Origin of the sequence: Haloimpatiens massiliensis (assembly GCF_900184255.1) — a bacterium.
Lineage (GTDB): Bacteria > Bacillota > Clostridia > Clostridiales > Clostridiaceae > Haloimpatiens > Haloimpatiens massiliensis.
Genome location: NZ_LT854640.1, coordinates 545,755 through 564,158 on the forward strand (window position 1 = coordinate 545,755; position 18,404 = coordinate 564,158).

The 18,404-nt window shown below is 25.9% G+C and carries 22 protein-coding genes; all 22 read left to right on the forward strand.

What is annotated here, in order from left to right; translation table 11 throughout:
* Positions 1-19: 19 nt before the first annotated feature.
* The 22 genes from C1715_RS10695 to C1715_RS10780 all read left to right on the forward strand — a co-directional run bounded on the left by C1715_RS10695 (position 20) and on the right by C1715_RS10780 (position 18,388).
* Positions 20-265 (forward strand): hypothetical protein, encoded by a 246-nt coding sequence (locus tag C1715_RS10695; protein WP_102400475.1) that lies wholly within the window; start codon positions 20-22, stop codon positions 263-265.
* A gap of 492 nt (positions 266-757) precedes the next feature.
* Positions 758-1,102 carry a hypothetical protein gene (locus C1715_RS10700; protein WP_102400476.1) on the forward strand — a complete coding sequence of 115 codons (345 nt, stop codon included), beginning with the start codon at positions 758-760 and terminating at the stop codon, positions 1,100-1,102.
* Positions 1,103-1,208: 106 nt separating this feature from the next.
* Positions 1,209-1,391 (forward strand): DUF5659 domain-containing protein, encoded by a 183-nt coding sequence (locus C1715_RS10705; RefSeq protein ID WP_102400477.1) that lies wholly within the window; start codon positions 1,209-1,211, stop codon positions 1,389-1,391.
* Positions 1,392-1,434: 43 nt separating this feature from the next.
* Complete coding sequence (locus C1715_RS10710; protein WP_102400478.1) at positions 1,435-5,112, forward strand: hypothetical protein; 3,678 nt, start codon at positions 1,435-1,437, stop codon at positions 5,110-5,112.
* Positions 5,113-5,177: 65 nt separating this feature from the next.
* Positions 5,178-5,345: a hypothetical protein gene (locus tag C1715_RS19430; RefSeq protein WP_180964057.1), complete on the forward strand. Its 168-nt coding sequence runs from the start codon at positions 5,178-5,180 to the stop codon at positions 5,343-5,345.
* Positions 5,346-5,369: 24 nt separating this feature from the next.
* Positions 5,370-6,899, forward strand: a complete 1,530-nt coding sequence (locus C1715_RS10715; RefSeq protein WP_102400479.1) for a DEAD/DEAH box helicase family protein — start codon at positions 5,370-5,372, stop codon at positions 6,897-6,899.
* 358 nt (positions 6,900-7,257) lie between these two features.
* A complete protein-coding gene (locus C1715_RS10720; RefSeq protein ID WP_102400480.1) occupies positions 7,258-7,686 on the forward strand; it encodes a hypothetical protein in 429 nt (142 codons plus the stop codon).
* 2 nt (positions 7,687-7,688) lie between these two features.
* On the forward strand, positions 7,689-8,069 hold the full coding sequence (locus C1715_RS10725) for a hypothetical protein (protein WP_102400481.1): 381 nt from the start codon (positions 7,689-7,691) through the stop codon (positions 8,067-8,069).
* Positions 8,070-8,206: 137 nt separating this feature from the next.
* Positions 8,207-9,193 (forward strand): hypothetical protein, encoded by a 987-nt coding sequence (locus C1715_RS10730; RefSeq protein WP_102400482.1) that lies wholly within the window; start codon positions 8,207-8,209, stop codon positions 9,191-9,193.
* A 43-nt stretch (positions 9,194-9,236) separates the two neighbouring features.
* Positions 9,237-9,563: a hypothetical protein gene (locus tag C1715_RS10735; RefSeq protein WP_102400483.1), complete on the forward strand. Its 327-nt coding sequence runs from the start codon at positions 9,237-9,239 to the stop codon at positions 9,561-9,563.
* Between the two features lie 5 nt (positions 9,564-9,568).
* Complete coding sequence (locus tag C1715_RS10740; protein ID WP_102400484.1) at positions 9,569-9,955, forward strand: hypothetical protein; 387 nt, start codon at positions 9,569-9,571, stop codon at positions 9,953-9,955.
* 128 nt (positions 9,956-10,083) lie between these two features.
* Positions 10,084-10,293, forward strand: a complete 210-nt coding sequence (locus C1715_RS10745) for a DUF5659 domain-containing protein (protein WP_102400485.1) — start codon at positions 10,084-10,086, stop codon at positions 10,291-10,293.
* Between the two features lie 205 nt (positions 10,294-10,498).
* Positions 10,499-10,711 carry a hypothetical protein gene (locus C1715_RS19800; RefSeq protein ID WP_242972020.1) on the forward strand — a complete coding sequence of 71 codons (213 nt, stop codon included), beginning with the start codon at positions 10,499-10,501 and terminating at the stop codon, positions 10,709-10,711.
* Positions 10,681-10,950 (forward strand): hypothetical protein, encoded by a 270-nt coding sequence (locus tag C1715_RS10750; protein ID WP_242972006.1) that lies wholly within the window; start codon positions 10,681-10,683, stop codon positions 10,948-10,950. Before C1715_RS19800 ends, C1715_RS10750 begins: the two co-directional genes overlap by 31 nt.
* A gap of 312 nt (positions 10,951-11,262) precedes the next feature.
* Positions 11,263-11,547: a hypothetical protein gene (locus C1715_RS10755; RefSeq protein WP_102400487.1), complete on the forward strand. Its 285-nt coding sequence runs from the start codon at positions 11,263-11,265 to the stop codon at positions 11,545-11,547.
* Positions 11,548-11,549: 2 nt separating this feature from the next.
* A complete protein-coding gene (locus tag C1715_RS10760; RefSeq protein ID WP_102400488.1) occupies positions 11,550-12,113 on the forward strand; it encodes a hypothetical protein in 564 nt (187 codons plus the stop codon).
* A complete protein-coding gene (locus C1715_RS10765; RefSeq protein WP_102400489.1) occupies positions 12,106-12,525 on the forward strand; it encodes a hypothetical protein in 420 nt (139 codons plus the stop codon). Before C1715_RS10760 ends, C1715_RS10765 begins: the two co-directional genes overlap by 8 nt.
* Positions 12,526-12,632: 107 nt before the next feature.
* Complete coding sequence (locus tag C1715_RS10770) at positions 12,633-17,372, forward strand: phage tail tape measure protein (protein WP_102400490.1); 4,740 nt, start codon at positions 12,633-12,635, stop codon at positions 17,370-17,372.
* 34 nt (positions 17,373-17,406) lie between these two features.
* Entirely contained in the window at positions 17,407-17,634 is a 228-nt protein-coding gene (locus C1715_RS19435; protein WP_180964058.1) for a hypothetical protein, read from the forward strand.
* Positions 17,635-17,664: 30 nt separating this feature from the next.
* Positions 17,665-17,994 carry a hypothetical protein gene (locus tag C1715_RS10775; protein ID WP_102400491.1) on the forward strand — a complete coding sequence of 110 codons (330 nt, stop codon included), beginning with the start codon at positions 17,665-17,667 and terminating at the stop codon, positions 17,992-17,994.
* Positions 17,995-18,021: 27 nt separating this feature from the next.
* Positions 18,022-18,159 (forward strand): hypothetical protein, encoded by a 138-nt coding sequence (locus tag C1715_RS19440; protein ID WP_180964059.1) that lies wholly within the window; start codon positions 18,022-18,024, stop codon positions 18,157-18,159.
* On the forward strand, positions 18,152-18,388 hold the full coding sequence (locus tag C1715_RS10780; protein WP_102400492.1) for a hypothetical protein: 237 nt from the start codon (positions 18,152-18,154) through the stop codon (positions 18,386-18,388). Before C1715_RS19440 ends, C1715_RS10780 begins: the two co-directional genes overlap by 8 nt.
* Positions 18,389-18,404: the final 16 nt, after the last annotated feature.

Here is an 18,404-nt window from a genome sequence, read left to right on the forward strand (position 1 = left end):
AATTGGGGTGGCTGCTTAAATGAGTATTAAAGAATTGAAAGAGTTACTAGCACTTACTAAAGAAGAACTACAAGACAGGATAGGAACTACAGGGGCTGATATAAGCGATATTCAATACGCTATGTCGCAGGAAAATTGGTACAGACATATTTACCCTACAGAGGAAATAGACAAGGACATGGAAGCCTATAAGCAGGAATTAAAGAACCTTAAACACCAACTTCAAAAGCTGATGTTTGTGGCAAAATTGAAATTAATATTCTAAAACAAAAAACACAAAAAAGCCAATAAAAATATATTGACAAGCCTTACCAAAAGTGGTAACATTAAAACTATTAGGGGTATTTACGCCAAAATATCCCTACCTTTGTTCTTTGAAAATTTAATATAAACCTTAATTCCTTGGGGAATGTAAAGTCTAATTTAAAATTTTTGTACTCCACAAGTAAAAATAAATCTAAAACATTACTAATAATATATCATGTATATTTATTATTGTCAACAAAAATGTAATATTTTATACCTCACAAATGGCTTAAAATGGTGGTCAAAAATGCGTTTAAATGAAAATAAACCATTTTGTGAGTAATTATATGAAAAGTGCATTTATTTTCATTTAAAATGCGTCCTATTTTAATGTGCTTAAAAATCATTAAAAATATATTTAAAAATGGAGGTGATAGAAAGTAAAAACATTAGAACAATATAAAAATTTAATATTAACCAATAATTACAAGAAAGGGTAAAGGTGATAAACATGGATAAAAACAAAGAATTAAATACTAGAGTAACATTAATGAATAATAAGGAGTGGGTACATGCCATTAGCACACTTAAAACATTAAAATTGGACAATAAAAACAAGGATTACACAATAATTTATAAGAAGGAAAATCAAAGGAAAAACCGTGAATTTACATTTCATGAAGTTCAATATATAGAAAAAACTAATAGTTTTATATTTACAAGATTTAATGAAAGTTGCAAAGATGCAACATTAACTGATGAAGTAAATTCTAAGGAAGTATTGATGGACATAGAGATTATAGATTTGGAAATACAAGATAAACAAAATTCTAAAAAGTTTCTTTTTATTAACTAAAAGTAAGGGGATACTATTCCCCTTATATTTGTTTAGTATCGCCACGTATTCACGCGGCTTTAAGTGAGTCAATACTCAAATTCAAAAGGAAGGAAGTGATTCTAATATGGAAATTAAGAAAATATTTAAAAAATCTATGGCAATAAATTTAATCCGTATGGGTAATGAATTAATAAATACTGAACCTAATTTAAAAAATCCAAAATTTACAGTGTTTATATTTAATAAAACTCGAAAATTATTAAAAGATATTACACAATTAAATTTAGAATTAAAAAGTAACAGATAACAATATTCACAAAATAAAATTATTCAAAAAAGGAGATGTTAATTTGAAAAAAAGACAAGTTGTAGTAATACAATTAAAAGAGGAGGATTTAGAAATAAATGAAAAAGGAGAAGTTGTTGGAAAAATAAAAACAAGCAATTTAATGCAGACAAATTTAATGCAAACAAGTGGAACACATATATTGAGACAATTGGAAAAGATAGAAATAGAAAAGGGAGTACATACAAGCATTGATAAATTAAACAAACGGTTAAAGAAGAAAAATGCTAGATTATTTAAAGCTGATTCTTTTGTAAAATTTGTATCGCTAGAATTTGGGAAGAAAAATAGTGAAAATGAAGAATTAATTGAAAAATGTATTAAAAATGGATTTAAATTAAGTAATCTAAATATGAAATTTCTAGGAGCAGTAGGTGGAAGTGGTGTTAAAAAATTAAAACAATTTTATATACAAAAGGAGGTATATGAAGAGGCTACTAAAAGAATTAATTTGAAAGAGCTGAAACATTGTATAATTCCTAAAAGATTAACTTCAAACGCTCTCATGACCACTGCAATTTGGGAAATTCCTTATGATTTATCTAAATTAAATGTATGCATTTTACCCGATAATGAAATTGAAAAAGTATTTAAAGATAAACTTGAAACTTTAATTCCATATGAATATGAAAATTTTACAGATGAAGAGAAACAAAAATATGATGATTTTATATATTATAACTCTATGATGGAAAGATATAAAGAAATCAAAAAAGAATATAAAAAAGGAGAATTACAAAATTTAGAAACTAAAATAAATTACAATGAAAATAAAACTCCTAGTCGATGGCTTAATGAAGATAATAGACTTGTAAAAGAGGGGGAATTAGAGAAACCCTATAAAAGTGCAAAAGGTAGATTAGTTTATAATCGGGAACAAACTGTTGAACTAGAACATAATATTTTTGAAGTAGCTGAATGGTCTTTAGGATATAAAGTAATAGATTATAATGGTAAATTACCAATCAATAATTTTGATGGATTTGGACTTTTATCTTTAGAATTAGGTGATTATATAAGAAATTATATGAAAGATAATACTATAAACGGCTGCCAATTAAGAATACCACAAATGAAAGGATTTTATATAATTATAGATTTTAAACAATATTTTAAGGAACATAAAATCAAATTTATCTATGATAGATTTGGACACAAGTGGAGTATTGATGATATTGATATATTAGCCACAGAATCCACATTTAAATCGAAAATTGAAACTGATGAAACGGGAGAAAATAAAAAATGGATGTGGAAATCTTATCAAGAATATAGAAATTCAATAGTTGAAAATGGATATGATTGTATCGGGGTTGCTAATTATACACATAGAAGGAATATAAATGAATATAGAACACTTACATATCAATTTTTAGAAGCTTTAAATGCTACGGAGTATGATTTATTAGCACTTGCCAGTGAACATGGTAAGATGCTTTATAACGTGCTTAAAATCTATAGAGAGAATAGAGAAAAAGGACAGGAAATTAATTGGGAAGATATTAAATATATCAAATGTTATCTACAGAATTTGCTAGAAGAAAAAAATATTGAAGATGATGAAGCTGAATATGTTGCAACCGCACTAAAATGCATTAATTTAAATAAATATATGATTTTTGATAAAAAGTTTACTGATTTTCTTTCTAAAGAGATTGAAAGAGAATTAAATCAGCTATCCCTGGGACAAATAAAAGTAAAAAGTAATTATTTATATGTAACTACGGATATTATAGGATTTTTAAGATATGCTAGTCAATTTTCAGATGATAAATGTGAAGATGAAGAATATAGAAAAGAATTATCTAGTAAAGAGATTAAAGGAGTTCTAGGTGAGAATCAGTGGTTTTGTGAAGGGATTATAGGGAATAAAGTAATGTATAGAAATCCCATGATGGCACAAGCAGAAATATTTAAACCAGTATTTGTAGATTTATCTACAAATGAGGACTACAAGTATATTAAACACTTAGATAATATAATACAAGCACCGATGAATACCTATTGTTTTCAGAAAGCAACCTTCGATGTAGATGGAGATAAAATGCAATTAATTCATTTAGACCACAACTTAAAAGACTATAATCTTGACTGGCTGATAAATTATAATTTTATAAATGAAGTAGTTCAAGAATCAGAAAATGATGAAGAAATTAAAATTGAATTAAACAATTTAGATAGAATAAAGGAGCAAATGTCATTATATTTTGATATAAGATTTGAAGGTAAGGAAGTTGTAACATTGGCTGATTTAATATTTGATAATAACAAAATAATTGTAAATCCAAGTGATGGAGAAACAGTTAAAGGAGAAGAATGGAATATTGATAATATATATAATTTTTTAGTTAACAGTGAAGATAAAACAGGTATAATTACGGATTTTAACACAACAGCACTTAATCAATTGAATTCATTAGCTTGTCAAGATTTTTTTACTGAATGGTTCAAAGATATTTATGAAAAATATCAAGTGGAAGATAAATTTAGAGATTATAAATTTACTGGATTAAATGAAGGGGAATTTGAAATTAAAAAACAACAATTAAAGTTAACAAATAAATATTGTAAGTTTTTCCAAGGAATTATCATTGATATGTCCAAGCGTGGGGGAACTGTAGAGATAGCTGAAATGTTAAATTTAATATATAAGAAAAAACCACAATTTTATACAATGAAAGGGAAGGAAAAAAATAGTGTTGATAGAGATTTTAATTCGCACATTGATAGATTTTATAAGAAAATGCAAGGATTAAATAAAACTATTAAGAAATTATTTGGAAACAAAATAAGGGAAAATATATCCAACCACAGTATATATTTCACCCCCAAATTAATTCAAAACTCTAAAATTAATAATAATGTAAAACTTAAAGAAATACAAGAGCAATTTAAAAAACTAATTGAAATTTATAGTGAAGAAAATATTAAACTTATAAATGAAAAGAAAAATATTAACAAATTTTCTAAGGATGATGTACATAAAGAAGCCAGAATGGAAAATAGATTAAAATTTAGAGAATTAGCATTAAAAACTAAAGAAGAAGCTAAAAAAGTATGTGAAAATGATTTAGTTTTAGCACAAGCATTATATCAGCACGTTTATAATTCTGATGATTCTAAAGCTTTTTCATACGCTTGGACAGTTGCGGAAAAAGGATTTATTTACAATTTACAAAATAATCAAAGTGAAAAATATAATGTTAGTATAGCAAAAAAAGAAGATGAAAATACATTTGAATATTTTGGTAAGAAATATAAACTAACAATTTCAAATGAAGAAATTGAATATTACAAGGAGGATGATATGAATTTAGATAATTTAGAAGATTTTATGATTGATGCAGATGAAGAAAAAATAGAAGATGTAAAACTTTTATTTGTAGCTAATAAGGAACACTATAAAGAAGATAAAGAGAATTATGTTGAGAGTTTATTAGAAAATATAACAGATAAAGAGTTTATATTAAAGGAGAAGAATGGATTTGTACAATTAGCTGATGATAAAAATATATTAATTGGGATTAATTCTAAAGGATTAGATTATAGTGATGTAGATATTCCCAATAGAGCTAATTATAAAGTTGAATTTAAGGAAGTTGAAAGGTTACATTCTGGAAAAGGTGACAATAAGAAATTAAACAGGACAAGCTTTAATGCAGTAGTAGATTTATATAAATAAATTTGAGGGGACGGAATTCCGTCCTCCTGAACGGGAAACGCAAAGTTGCGAAAGGGGAAATTATGATGAAAAGATATATATATAACTGGCAACAAGCTTATTTTTACATGAAAAATGGCATAATGCCGATAGAAAGACCGCAAGTACATTTTAAAACAGGAAATATATTCTTCGTGTTTGATAATGATGAAACCAAAGAAATTTATGATAAATGGTGTGAGAATCAAAACTAAATAGAAAGGAATAGGTGATAGAATATGAATAAAAAATACATAAAAGATATTATAAAAGAAGATTATAAAAACTGGAATACAGGAGATTTAGTATTTATATTAGCAGGTACAGGTCGAGGGAAAACATATTTTATGAAACATGAGTTTAATACATATTGTAAGGAAAATAATAAACAAGTATTATACCTTACAAATAGAATAAATTTACAGGAACAAATAAAAAATGACCTTGGACAAGATAATACTAATATAACAGTTAAAAATTATCAGAAGGTAGAAAAATTTATATTAAACGGGACTTTGGATTTAAACAATTATGATTACATTGTGTGTGATGAATGTCATTATTTCTTTAGTGATGCACGATTCAATATCAAAACTGATTTATCATTTAAAAAAATATTAGAAAATAAAAATGTTTGTAAAATAATGATGACAGCTACAGCAAAAACAATTTTATACTACTTTGAACATAATAATATAGAAATTAATTATAAATATAAATTAAAGACAGATTATAGTTATTTAGACAAAATAACTTGTTTTAATGATTATGAGAGCGTTGACAGTATTATAGAAGATATTCCACAAAATGAACAAATAATATTCTTTAGTTCTGCAAAACGTGCTTTAGAAGTAGCACAAAAATATAAAGGTACTTTTATCTGTTCTCAAGGAAATAAAGATGGATTATGGAATAAACATATAGCTCCAAAGAAAGTTAAAAACGAAAATGGTGAAGAAGAAGAAATTCCTACAGAAAATTATTTAGAATTAAGAAGAATTATAGAAACAGGTACATTTAATAATCATTTACTATGTTGTACTACAGTTTTAGACAATGGTATTAATATAAAAGAAGGCACTCCAGTTAAACACATAATACTAGATATATTGGATAGAGATGAATTTATTCAATGTTTGGGTAGAAAAAGAGTTTTGGAAGGTGAAAAAATTAATTTATATTTTTATTCTTATAATGATAAAAGAAGAATAAATGGATTTAGAACAAAAGTAGTAAATTCATTAGAAAGGGCAGATTATTTAAAAGAAAACGGTGAAAATGAATATGTAAAAATGAAATTTAAGACAGATATATATGATAGTAAAATTATCGATGATATCAATGGAGTAGATGGGCAGATACATAAAATAGTTAATGAATGTATGTATATGAAATCTCACGTAGATAAAATTACATATGATTGTCTATTGGATAAAAAATATTCTATAACATTAAAAGATATAATCGCATTAAGTTTAGGAATAAAAAAGGATGTAATAATTGATATGAAAACAACAATAATTAAATATTCTTTAGAAGAAGCTTTTGAAAAAACAATTGGGAAAAAATTATATAAAAATGATAGAAAAGAACTGATTGAATTTGTAGGACTTAAGGATTCAAGAGGAAGATTACAGAAAAGTATAGGACAATTAAATGAATACTTAAAAGCGAATAATTTTCCTTATATTATTATTTCAAAAAGAATTAAAGAAAATAATAAATTAAAAACTGTTTGGATTATTGAAAATCTAATAATAAAAAAATAAAGTATCAAAAATGTGGATACTCCTATATATTAGGATACTCCATAAAAGTGATACTTATAATTAGAAATCTATATAAATAAAATAATTAGTGGAAAAGGAAAATAAAAAAGTTATTAAAGCCCTTGGTTGCCCCCGCGGCTACCTTGTGGCTAGGTTTTAACATAATTTAGGGATTGTAGGAGCGATAGCGACGTACAAACCCTTTATGTTAAAAGTTGGTGGACAAGGTAAAGAGCGGATTATATTATAAAGTTATAAAATATAGTATATAAACGTGAACAGAGTAATTGAAGAATATGTATTTACATATATGTATTTGAATAGTAATATTGTAATTAAAAAGGGGAGGGGATGTATAATGAGTTTAAATCTACAATTATCCGATTTTATATCACTACAGAAACTCATTGAAATGGAACAGAATATAAAAATACAAAAACTTAAATTAGAATCAAATAGCAGTAGTATTACAATTAAGCCAGATGAAAGATTGTATAAAGAAGATATAAATGATAATAAATTTTTAAGAGTGATATTTAGAATTAATAATGATGAAATTATTATATCATGGTTTTATTTGTTAGAAGAGAGCAAAGGTACTGGTACGAAAATAGTGAAGTGGTTTATTGATTACTGCATATCTAATAATTACAAAGCGTTAAAAATTGTAAATGTTAAATATGATAAAATTAAAATGATTTCATTGTGCGAAAAATTTAATTTTATAAAACAAGAGACATTAGATGAGGAATATAGTAATTATTATTTACAAATAAAGGATGTATAAAAATGAATAAGATAAAAGAAATTATCGATAAATATATATATGATAAGTCAATAAAAAAATATTCAAGAAAATATTTTAATAAAGCTGAAGAAGATGAAATATTTACAAACTTAAACAGTGAAAAAGATATAGATGATAAAATAAGAATTCTAGAATATAATATTGATTATTATAAAAAAAATCGTCCAATTTATAAAGATGATATTATTAATATGGAAAAATTATTAGGAGAATATGAAATTGCAGTACATAGAGTTCTTCAGTGTTATGATATAGTTAAATTTAAGTATAATGCCAATGAAATACAACAATTAATTGACAATATAGAAATTTATGAAAAAGAAATTCAAGAATTAAATCTTATAAGAATGTGTCAAGATTAAAATTTAAATATTCGGGGGTAGTCACCCCCCTCATGAGTGAGCAAGTAGGAGTTATATCTTATTTGCTCTTTTATTATGTCAAAAACTTAGTAAATCTAAGTTAAATATAAAAATTTTAAAAAGGAGAGTGTTGTTAAATGAAAAATTTAAGAATGACAAAATGGGAGATTTTAGACAATGAGCAAAAGGAAATAGGAATGGAGTTAAAAGAACTATTACAGAAAAAATATGAAAGGGTTGAAATTCTACAAGCTAACTTAGGATTTGAAACTTTTAGTAGAGGAATTGGGGTTAATATTTACACAAATAAATATGACTATAAGGAAATTAATTTAAAATATCCCTGTGACGATGCTACAGCAAAAGATTACTATGAAACTGTAATGTATTGTCTGGAAAATAAGGACTGGAATAGAGAACATAATTCCAGTCCTGAAGAAAGATTTATTATTGATTTATTAGAAAAATATGAATGCGAAGATATGACAGTTGTATTTGATGAATTAAGAAGTTTTAATAACGAGGACACTATTGCAGTTGACTATATTAGTAAAATTTCTTTTGATTCTGAAACTAAACAACTTGAAATTGAAGAAGAAAATGAAGGAGTATTTATAGTGGATTTTAATGAGGAAACTATAGAAATGATAAAATGCTTTGATGATGAAGAGGAAAGCATAGAACAAGTTAAAAAACAATGTAAATTAGATGAAATTGAACAGAAGGAAAAGGATTATAGAATGGAACATATTAGAATCTGTCCTAGATGTGGAAAAGAAATATGCGATATGAAACCTAATGGTGCTGGGATAGAAGAAGAAGGTAGTTTTTATTGTTATTCATGTGGATATGATGGAACTATTATAGATAATAAACTAATAAAAGATATAGTTAAGGAATTTAATAAATTGAATTATTGGTGTGAATTAGCTTTTTTAGAAGATACGGAAATTATATGCATCCGTGATAGGGAATTAGATGATATTAATAATTTTAGTGAACTGATTGCTAAAGATGATATAGAAGAAATTTCATTAAAAAATGGTATTTTGAGTATATCGTTTGATGAAGATGAAAATGGATTTAATTATCTTGAAATTAGTAAATATGGAATAGAGTATTAATTTACTCTATTCTTTTAAATTTAAAATTAGGAGGAATATATAAATGGAAAAGTTACAAAAATGGGAAGTAGTAAGAGAATGGGATAGGGAAGATATTACTAAACTTGTATATGATAGATTAAAAGAATTATGTTCATTTACAGATGAAACAATAATGATAAGTGCTTTGGAAGATAGATTAAGTCAAGAGTTAAATCTGGATAAGGAACATTTTTTATTTGTTAAATTTATGTTCTATTTAGCGGAAGATCTAACTGAATTACATTTTATAAAGGACGATTGGTATATGTGTAAAGAAGTACTACATTATGAATTTAATAGATTGAAAAATGATTATACAGTATTGGCTTCAAGAGCGGGAAGGAGATAAATTTAATGATTAAAATAGAATTAGATTTTCAGATGATACAAGTTTTACAGGAAGAAATTTTGAGCTTAATAACAGAGGATTTGCCTAAAAAAATTAAGAAAAAGGATTATTTAAATAGAATATTAAATGATGTGGAAATAATCTATACAGAAGATAAAGAATATGATATAGAAAGTTATTTTGGAAATTTTATTTATAAATTAGATATTTCAAATGAAGATTTTATAATTTTATATGATTATATTTTGTGGTCTAAATATGAATGTTACAGCAGCATAAAATATAATTATTATAAGAAAAATTTTAAGAAGTTATATAGTTATTTAAAGAAAATTAAGGAAGAAAATAATTTAAAATCTAAATATGATAACGATGAATATAATCGGGCATAGTCATGCCCTCTTTAGTGAATAAAACGTAAATAAAATAAATTGAATATATATAATCTTAGGGGAATTGGAGAGGGTGAATACTTAATTAATTCCCCAAGCACTATAATTTTAAAAAGGAGGAATTTATAATGAATGAAGAAAGAGTAGTAACAAGTCCAGTATTGGCTAAGAGTTTATTAAAAAAGGATTATAAAATTATAGACATTAGACCCAATAGGCACGATAAAAGGTTATCTGTATTTGTATTTAATTATAAGGAAGGAATAGATGAACTTATACAAGAGTACAGGCAAAAGATGATAGAAAAAAAGGAAAGTAAAATTGAAGTAGAATTATAAAGAGTGTTTGCAGATGCAGATACTCTTTTAATTTAGAGTTTTAATAGAAGTATATTTAATATATTTCATTTTAACATTCTCCCTAAGGTAGCTTATTATAGCTACCTTTTTTAAATAGGATAAAAAAATATATTTCTATTAGAGCTTTAATGTTCTAAGACTTCTACAATAAAAAAATCTAAAACGAAAGGAAGTGAAGTTTTTTATGATGATTTTAAAAAAAGATGTACTAGTTTACATAAGTCGTAAAAATAAAAATGTATGTGGAATAGAGAGTATTATTACAATAATCAAGACAAATTTAAGGGATATAGGAAAAAATATTATGAGAAAAATAAGAAAAATATTATTTACTTTATTTTTGACGATAAAGGAAAAATTAAATATATCGGAAGTACAGTTAATATATTCAGGTTAAATTATCACATAAATCATTTTAGCCATGTGAATGTATCTAAAAGTGATACAATTAAACACTCTATATTAGATAAAGATATTACAAGAGAAGAATTATATTACATAGAATATTATCTAATTAATAAATGTAGACCCTTGAAAAATTATGCGTATAGAGATATAAACACATATAATTTTACAGAGGAAAAGAAAGAACAATTAATAAATTTAGCAGAAAATTTAAAATTACAAGATTGGTAAAAGAGTTGGAAACAACTTTTTTATAGATGCAGTTTCTAGTGTTTAAATTCAAATTCTAAACATTTAGAAAATTTTTGTTTCACAATTGTATTATATGGTAAGTTTTGTTAGTTTTGTAGTAGGTTCGAACCCACCGCCTCCAAGCAAATGTATAAACTAACTGTGGCATTCCTAAAAGGTACAAGGGGAACGAGGATATTCCCCTGCAAGTACATTACGCATTAAAAGTGTAATGCACTTGTTGCTATAGAATTTAAAAAACGATTAATAAAATTAGTATTTTAAATATATTAAAAAAGAAAGGAGATTAAAATGGATGAATTAATAAAACAAAAATATGAATTGTTAAATAAAATTGAAGAAATAAATGACGGTATAAGGTGCAGAGAAAAATTAAAAGATATAAAGTTTGATGAATTATTAAAAAATACAAATGAAGTAAAAGATTTATTGGAATATGTAGTTAAATGGGATTTTAAAAACAGGAGCTATATGATAGAAGCTAAAGTAATATTATTAAATAAATTGGCAAGTTTGTACTGTGAATTGATAGTCATATTCGATTTACTAAAAGAAAATAATAAGGAGGAGTTTTAAAAATGGATAAAATAGATATAAAATTATTTAAAAATCAATCAAAGTTTAAGGTGGTACTAAACAAGTTAGTTAAACAAAAAGATATATTAGAGGATAAAGAAATTTATTTTAATAATTTATCCGTAGAAGATGCTGAAAATTTAAATTCTAGTACTGATAACATTGCAGAAAGCATTTACAATCTTATTCCTGTTTTAACTAATATAGATATGACAATTAATGTAAAAGAGTTTGAGGAAATGTATAACAATCCAACAACGGTATTTGAAGATTTTCTAATGAATTTTATAGAGCATATACAATCTTTATTAGAAATTAAATCTAAGATATTTAAGACAGCAAACAAAATGGATGAATTGTTTAAAAACAATGGTATAGATTTAAAGAAATTAAAAGAATTACAGATGCAAGAAAAAGAGAATAAAAAGGCAGAAATCAAAAATGAAATCGAAGAATTGTATGAAAAAATGAAAGATGATAAAGAGCATAGAGCGGAGATATTAGAACAAATAAATAAACTAGAAGAAAAGTTAAACAATAAAGATAAAGGAGATATAAATGAATGATGAATTAAGAGAATTTGAAAAATATATGAAAGAAGAAGAACAAAAGATTGTTAAAAAAGTTTCTAAGAATATAGAAGAAACATTAAAAGAAAAAATACAATTAAGTATTTATGATAATTATTCTCCAAAATTTTATAATCGAACTAAACAGTTAAAAAATAAAGTAACTATAGAAGATACGGACATAAATGAGAAATTAATTACTTGGGAAAATATGAAGTATATAAATAATAATGATGAAGAAGTAGGAGAGTATATATCTAAATGGACTAACGAAGGGTATAAGCATAAGAATTGGAATGGCGGGGTAGATTATTACCACCAACGTCTTAATTCAAATTTTGTAGAAGATACTATTAAAGAAATTAATAATAAATATAATGATAATGTATGTCAAAAGGTAGATGAATAATTGTCTACCTTTTTATTATTATTTTTTAAAATATTTAATAGAATTGGTTTTTGAATGTTTTAAAAAATAATAATTATAAAAATAAATTAAAAGGAAGTGAAAAATAAATGGCTTACGGTATAAAAACGAAAATAGATGAACAGAGTTCTAGAAAAACTTTAAGTGATTTTGACAGATTAATAAAGCAGATAAAACAAGCAAGTGAAAATAATACTATAGATATAAAATTTAAAGGTCTTAGCAATGAAGCTGAAAACATAAATAGACATGTAAAAGGGATGAATGACAATTTTAAGGGAATGGAAAGTAGTATGGGTACTATATCAGAATTTTTTGTTAAGTGGAGTATAGCATCCAAAACGATTACTTTTTCAGTGAGTCAATTAAAAAATGGAATACAAGAAATTATTAATATAAATAAAAGTAATGTAAATACAGCTATGATAACTGGACAATCTGTTAAAGATGTAGAAAAAATGAATATGAGTTATTTAAACATAGCAAAAGATTTAGGTGTATTAAACAAAGAGGTTATAAACGGAGCAGAAAGTTGGAGAAGGTCAGGAGCTTCATTAAAAGATGTAAATGATAATTTAATTACAACTTCTAAACTTAGTAAAATAGCAGGAATGGACACTGCAATGATGGCAGACCAATTAATAACTATTAACAAACAATACAATTTAGGTTCTAAGGGGTTAAAGAATTATGCTTCAAATGTGGCTTTATTGGATAATGTTTCCACAACCTCGAGTGAAAAAATAAATACTGCTATGCAATATAGTTCACAGACATTTAAACAATATGGATTTAATATACAGGAAGCTTTAGCACTGATAACGAATGCAAGTGAGCAATCAGCCCGAAGCGGAAGCTCATTAGGACGAGGTTTTGTATCTATGCTGACTAACTTTACTAAGGTTCAAGATGCGGTAAAAAATGGAGATAAGGAAACCACAGATGCAATTAATAAATCTGAACTTTTATTGTCTAAAAAGGGAATAGCATTAAGAAAGAATGCAGATGAATTTAGAAATATTGGAGATGTAATACAAGATATTTCTAAAAACATTAATAAGTTTTCCCAAAAGGAAAGAGAAATGTTAGCATTTAATTTAGGTGGAAAAGAAAATAAAGAATTGTTTTTATCCACTATAAATAATATGGAAAGAGTAAATGAATTACAAAATAAAATAAAAAAGGATTCTGGTGGAAAAGCACTAGACGATTCTTATAATAAGAGTGTAGAAGAAATAGAATTTAAAATAAATAATCTTAAAAATTCAATTACTGAATTTTGGATGAAAGCTTTAAGTTCTAATGCTATAAAAAGAGGAGTAGATGGTATAAAAACGGTAATAGATGTAGTAAGCTACCTTACTATAGAAAATAAAAAACTAGGAGCTAGTTATGTGACTTTATCTATAGGAAGTTTATTAATGGTAAAGAATTTTGGAAAAATAAAGTTTGCCATTGGTGAAGTTATTGCATTTATGCAACTCCTTAAAACAGAGGGTTTAGCCACTTTTGCACTATTGAATTTAAATCCTACTGTGTTAGCTATAACCGCAGTGGCTGCAGTTCTTGCTACGGCTACATATGCTATAACTAAACACGTCAAACATCAAAAAGAATTAGAAGAACAAATTAAAACAACAAAAAATAGCTATAAAGATTTAACACAAGCAATAAAAGAAAATAATAACGAGATGTTAAAACAAAAAGTTCCAGAATTTAAGAAGATGGAAGATGAATTAAAGAAAGCTATAAAAGCTAAAAAAGAAGCAGACAAAGTTCTGAATTTTTATAAATCAGATTCCATGAATATGATGGATAGTGGCGGATATGGACAAGCAAGAGCAAATGCGGATATGGCAAATAAGAAATTAGAGGAGCAAATACAAGTATTAAAAAAAGCAGGACTTGCGTTCAATGAAACAACAGGAGAAATTTATGAATTAAGTAAAGCAGAAAGCCAATTGAAAAACAACAATTTAGCTGAAAAAATTAAAAATGATGCAAATGCTAAATTAAAGGAATTAGATAAAACTTTAGAGTTAATAAATTCTTATAATAATTTAAATGAAGTAGAAAAGAAATCCGCTACACAAAAGGCAGAGTTAAGTACATTGGCGTTAGAATTAAAGGATAGAATAAAAGGATTAGTTACTGCCACGGATGAGCATGGAAATACAGTAATTGTAAACACAGATTTATTAAAAAGACAAGTTGAAATGCTAGATACAGAAAAAGCTGGTGTAATTAATTCTACAAATGTAAGATTAGCAAGTGCTAAAAATGATGCAGTTATTGAAGTAGGAAAAACTAAAGTTGTTTATAGCGAAGTAAGTAAAAGAATAGATTTGTATAGAGCGGAAGCAGAAGCGTTGCGAGGAATGGCTAATAAATATAAATCGGCAGGGGATTTGATAAATGCAGGATTAAGTAAAGATAATCCGTTGAAAAAATCCGACCCACTTGCAGATATGTTAAACAAAAAAGCAAAGTCTTTGGAAGGTGAAGCAAATGAATTATTAAACGCTAAAAAAATGGTAGACAGTGTTTATAGTCGAGAAACTCCAAGTATTCCTAATGTAAATACAAATGTTGGTAGAGGATATACGCCTGTAAGTTCTCCGAAAAGTAATAAAAAATCTAAATCTTCTGCGGACAAAGCAAAACGAGATGCTGAAAAGGCACAACGTGAAGCAGAACAAGCACGTAAAAAAGCTCTTGATAATGCTATATCACAATATGATATAGCAATAAAAACAATCGAAGGTAAGATTCAAAATGCTAGAAATCGCATGGAGTTGTATACGGAAGATGGCGACAAATGGGGTAATAGAGTTTCATTAATGAAAGATATAGAGAAGTTTACCAAAGAACAAATGGCTCAATTGGAAGCTAAAAAGAAGTTTATTCAAAAGTCACTAAATGGAAATTATGATAGTGATACGAAGAATGGATTAAAAGATAAATTATTAGATATTAATAATACTTTGTCTAATGTTTATACTTCATTGAAGAAAATTAAAGTAGAACTTATAGAAGAAACATATAAATCTAGAACTTTTGGACTAGTAAAAGAGATAAAAGAAATAAAAGACAACATAGAAGATATAGATTCATCGGATACATTTAATAAAAAGAAGTTGGATTTTATGGATTCTATGATAGACAGATTGAAACAACAGAGAGATATAACAAGAAATTACATAAACGAACTAGAAAGACAGATGAGAGCAAATAAGGACATAGCAAACAGAAGTGCATTAGAGGACAGTATAAAGAATTATAGAGAACAACTTCATGAGTTGAATAATGAAGTAATAAGAAATATGGTAAATAGAAAAAACTTAATTAAAGACCTAACATTTGAAATAGAAAAACTAGACGAATTTAATCGTGTAATTGAGCAAACTAATGAAAATCTTAGAAAGCATAATTATTTATTAGCTGACCTTGATTTACAAATTGAATTACTAAAAGAAAAAATGGATTTTGAAGGAGTAGATAAACTTTATGGTGATTATATATCAGCTATGAATGGTAAAATAGTCGAATTAAGAAATCAATCCAAAGAATTATCATCCGCTATGGATGGTTTACAAAAGGAATTTAAACTTAAATTCGGTGTAGATATTTCTTCTATGTCAAAGAAAGATTTGAATAATCTGTATCAATCAATGTTTGCGACTAGAGTAACTGGCAGTAAAGAAGAAAAGGAAGCGTTAGAAAAACAAGCAGAATTATTTAAACGATTAATGGATGACTATTATCAATTAACTGAAGCTATTCAAGAAAACGGTGAAGCACTAGGTGGAATGACTAATGAAATCTTGAAAAAGCAAAAGGAACAAGCTGATTATATCCTGAACCTACAAAAGGAATTACAGGATAAGGCTAAAGACATGATGTTAAAACACAAGGACGATGAAAAAAAAGTATTAGATGAAAGATTAAAGAATTTCAAGGAATTTATTGATAAAAGACAAAAGGAATTAGATAAGACATGGAAACAAGAAGATTACGACAGAGATTTACAAAAAAAGAAAGAGGAAGAAGCTAAACTTATAGCCGAAATTGAATCTAAGAGTAGAGTTACTGATTTACAAGGAAGGGCAGAAGTTAAACGACTTGAAGAAGAACTAGCCAAAATACAAGAAGATATTTCTAACTTTGAAAGAGACCACAATAGAGATATGATTAAAGAAAACTTAAATGACCAACTTGAAAAAGCTGATAAGGAAAACGAAGAAGCTAATAAAAAGCTAGACGAATTCTACAGTGACAAAAACTTAAATCAAATGTCATATGAAGCTATTGCAAATGGTTATTTCAAAGACATTCATGGTAATACTATTATGCTTAAAGACGCTATGATTGATTATATTAAAACAACCAGTGACGGATTAAGTGTCATAGGTCAAAAAATACAAGATGAAATTATAGCAAAATTAATAGGTTTACAACAATTCTTCAAAGATGGGTTAAATTTCGGTGGAATAAGTAATATAGGTACTCCTATAAGCAATCCTATCGTAATGAATCCTATAGGCGGTGGAATAGGTGGTAATGGAAGTATTGACATCGGTAAATTAATAGGTGGTAATATTGGTAACATACAACCTATAATTAATAATCCTATTATGCCTGTACCTATAATTAATACACCTATGGGTAGTGATAAGATGAATAAAGAAATTAAAATATATGTAGATAGTATAAATAGAGTTGATGGTAATATATATGACAGAGATGACATAATGAAGATGATGGAAGAAGGAGGTATAAAATCTACAGAGAAGTTTGAAAACTATTTAATAAGTGATGGTAAGATGTAACAATTCTTTAATAAAAAATAGAAAGGAAGATAAAATGAAAAAATATAATGGACACAGTAATACAGAGGTATGGGAAGCAACCCCATACCCTTTTTATTTAACATTCGAGGAAAAACTAGAATTATTTATAAAGGAAAGTAAAGAAAAAATTAAAGAAATTGAAATGAAACAACATACAAAAAGTGAAACTAGAAAAAATAAAGAATATAACGCAGAAAGAAAAAAAATAGCAAGTCAAAAAAGATTTTTAAAAAGAGATTAATAAAATTATTTTAAAAGGAGTGGAGAATAATTGGGAGCTACTTTAAAAAAGAAAGAATTCGACCCAAGTATAACATTAGTAGACATAGAATTTTTAATGAAAGGTTTTAGGCAGAGCATATTGATTAACACAACAATAAATGAAGCATGTGACTTTGTTGATTGGATAAATCATAATCCCGCAGTTAAATCGTATAAACAAGAAATAAAAGATAAATTTGATAATAAGTTTTTTACATTCAATGATTATAAAAAGAAAAAATCTGTAACTATTAATATGAGTGAAGTTAAATGGATGGAAGTGCCTTTTTACATAGACAAGGGTGAAGAAGTTGAATTTAAATATTTAAGATTTAAATAACAATTAATAAAAAAGGGAGTGAAAAATATGATTATAAAAACTTCCAAGGAAAATGACATAAATTTGAATGAAGAAGAACAGTTGGAAAACATTATTGAAGACATATTAAAAAATTATTTGTATGAGGAAAAATTAAAAAGAGAAAGGTTAGATATTTGTGAATGATATAGAAAGGAAACAATATAAAAATTTAAGAGAATGTTTTAATAATATATTAATAGAGCCAATACTTGGTCAAAAATATTATAATATGGCTATGGATGTATATGAAAGCGATAAAGAATGTTGTAGGGATATTGAATATAAATATGAAGATTTAAAATTTGAATTAAATTGTTATAAAATATTATGTTATTCTATGTTAATAATGTTAATAACATTAAATATTATTTAAATAACAATTAATAAAA

What these genes read in the sequence shown, in the direction of transcription:
- C1715_RS10770 (WP_102400490.1), top strand. Translation starts at nt 12,633, where the DNA reads ATGGCTTACGGTATAAAAACGAAAATAGATGAACAGAGTTCTAGAAAA.
- C1715_RS10755 (WP_102400487.1), top strand. Translation starts at nt 11,263, where the DNA reads ATGGATGAATTAATAAAACAAAAATATGAATTGTTAAATAAAATTGAA.
- C1715_RS10765 (WP_102400489.1), top strand. Translation starts at nt 12,106, where the DNA reads ATGAATGATGAATTAAGAGAATTTGAAAAATATATGAAAGAAGAAGAA.
- C1715_RS10700 (WP_102400476.1), top strand. Translation starts at nt 758, where the DNA reads ATGGATAAAAACAAAGAATTAAATACTAGAGTAACATTAATGAATAAT.
- C1715_RS10695 (WP_102400475.1), top strand. Translation starts at nt 20, where the DNA reads ATGAGTATTAAAGAATTGAAAGAGTTACTAGCACTTACTAAAGAAGAA.
- C1715_RS10725 (WP_102400481.1), top strand. Translation starts at nt 7,689, where the DNA reads ATGAATAAGATAAAAGAAATTATCGATAAATATATATATGATAAGTCA.
- C1715_RS10745 (WP_102400485.1), top strand. Translation starts at nt 10,084, where the DNA reads ATGAATGAAGAAAGAGTAGTAACAAGTCCAGTATTGGCTAAGAGTTTA.
- C1715_RS19800 (WP_242972020.1), top strand. Translation starts at nt 10,499, where the DNA reads ATGATGATTTTAAAAAAAGATGTACTAGTTTACATAAGTCGTAAAAAT.
- C1715_RS10740 (WP_102400484.1), top strand. Translation starts at nt 9,569, where the DNA reads ATGATTAAAATAGAATTAGATTTTCAGATGATACAAGTTTTACAGGAA.
- C1715_RS10715 (WP_102400479.1), top strand. Translation starts at nt 5,370, where the DNA reads ATGAATAAAAAATACATAAAAGATATTATAAAAGAAGATTATAAAAAC.
- C1715_RS10720 (WP_102400480.1), top strand. Translation starts at nt 7,258, where the DNA reads ATGAGTTTAAATCTACAATTATCCGATTTTATATCACTACAGAAACTC.
- C1715_RS10735 (WP_102400483.1), top strand. Translation starts at nt 9,237, where the DNA reads ATGGAAAAGTTACAAAAATGGGAAGTAGTAAGAGAATGGGATAGGGAA.
- C1715_RS19435 (WP_180964058.1), top strand. Translation starts at nt 17,407, where the DNA reads ATGAAAAAATATAATGGACACAGTAATACAGAGGTATGGGAAGCAACC.
- C1715_RS19440 (WP_180964059.1), top strand. Translation starts at nt 18,022, where the DNA reads ATGATTATAAAAACTTCCAAGGAAAATGACATAAATTTGAATGAAGAA.
- C1715_RS10760 (WP_102400488.1), top strand. Translation starts at nt 11,550, where the DNA reads ATGGATAAAATAGATATAAAATTATTTAAAAATCAATCAAAGTTTAAG.
- C1715_RS19430 (WP_180964057.1), top strand. Translation starts at nt 5,178, where the DNA reads ATGAAAAGATATATATATAACTGGCAACAAGCTTATTTTTACATGAAA.
- C1715_RS10730 (WP_102400482.1), top strand. Translation starts at nt 8,207, where the DNA reads ATGAAAAATTTAAGAATGACAAAATGGGAGATTTTAGACAATGAGCAA.
- C1715_RS10705 (WP_102400477.1), top strand. Translation starts at nt 1,209, where the DNA reads ATGGAAATTAAGAAAATATTTAAAAAATCTATGGCAATAAATTTAATC.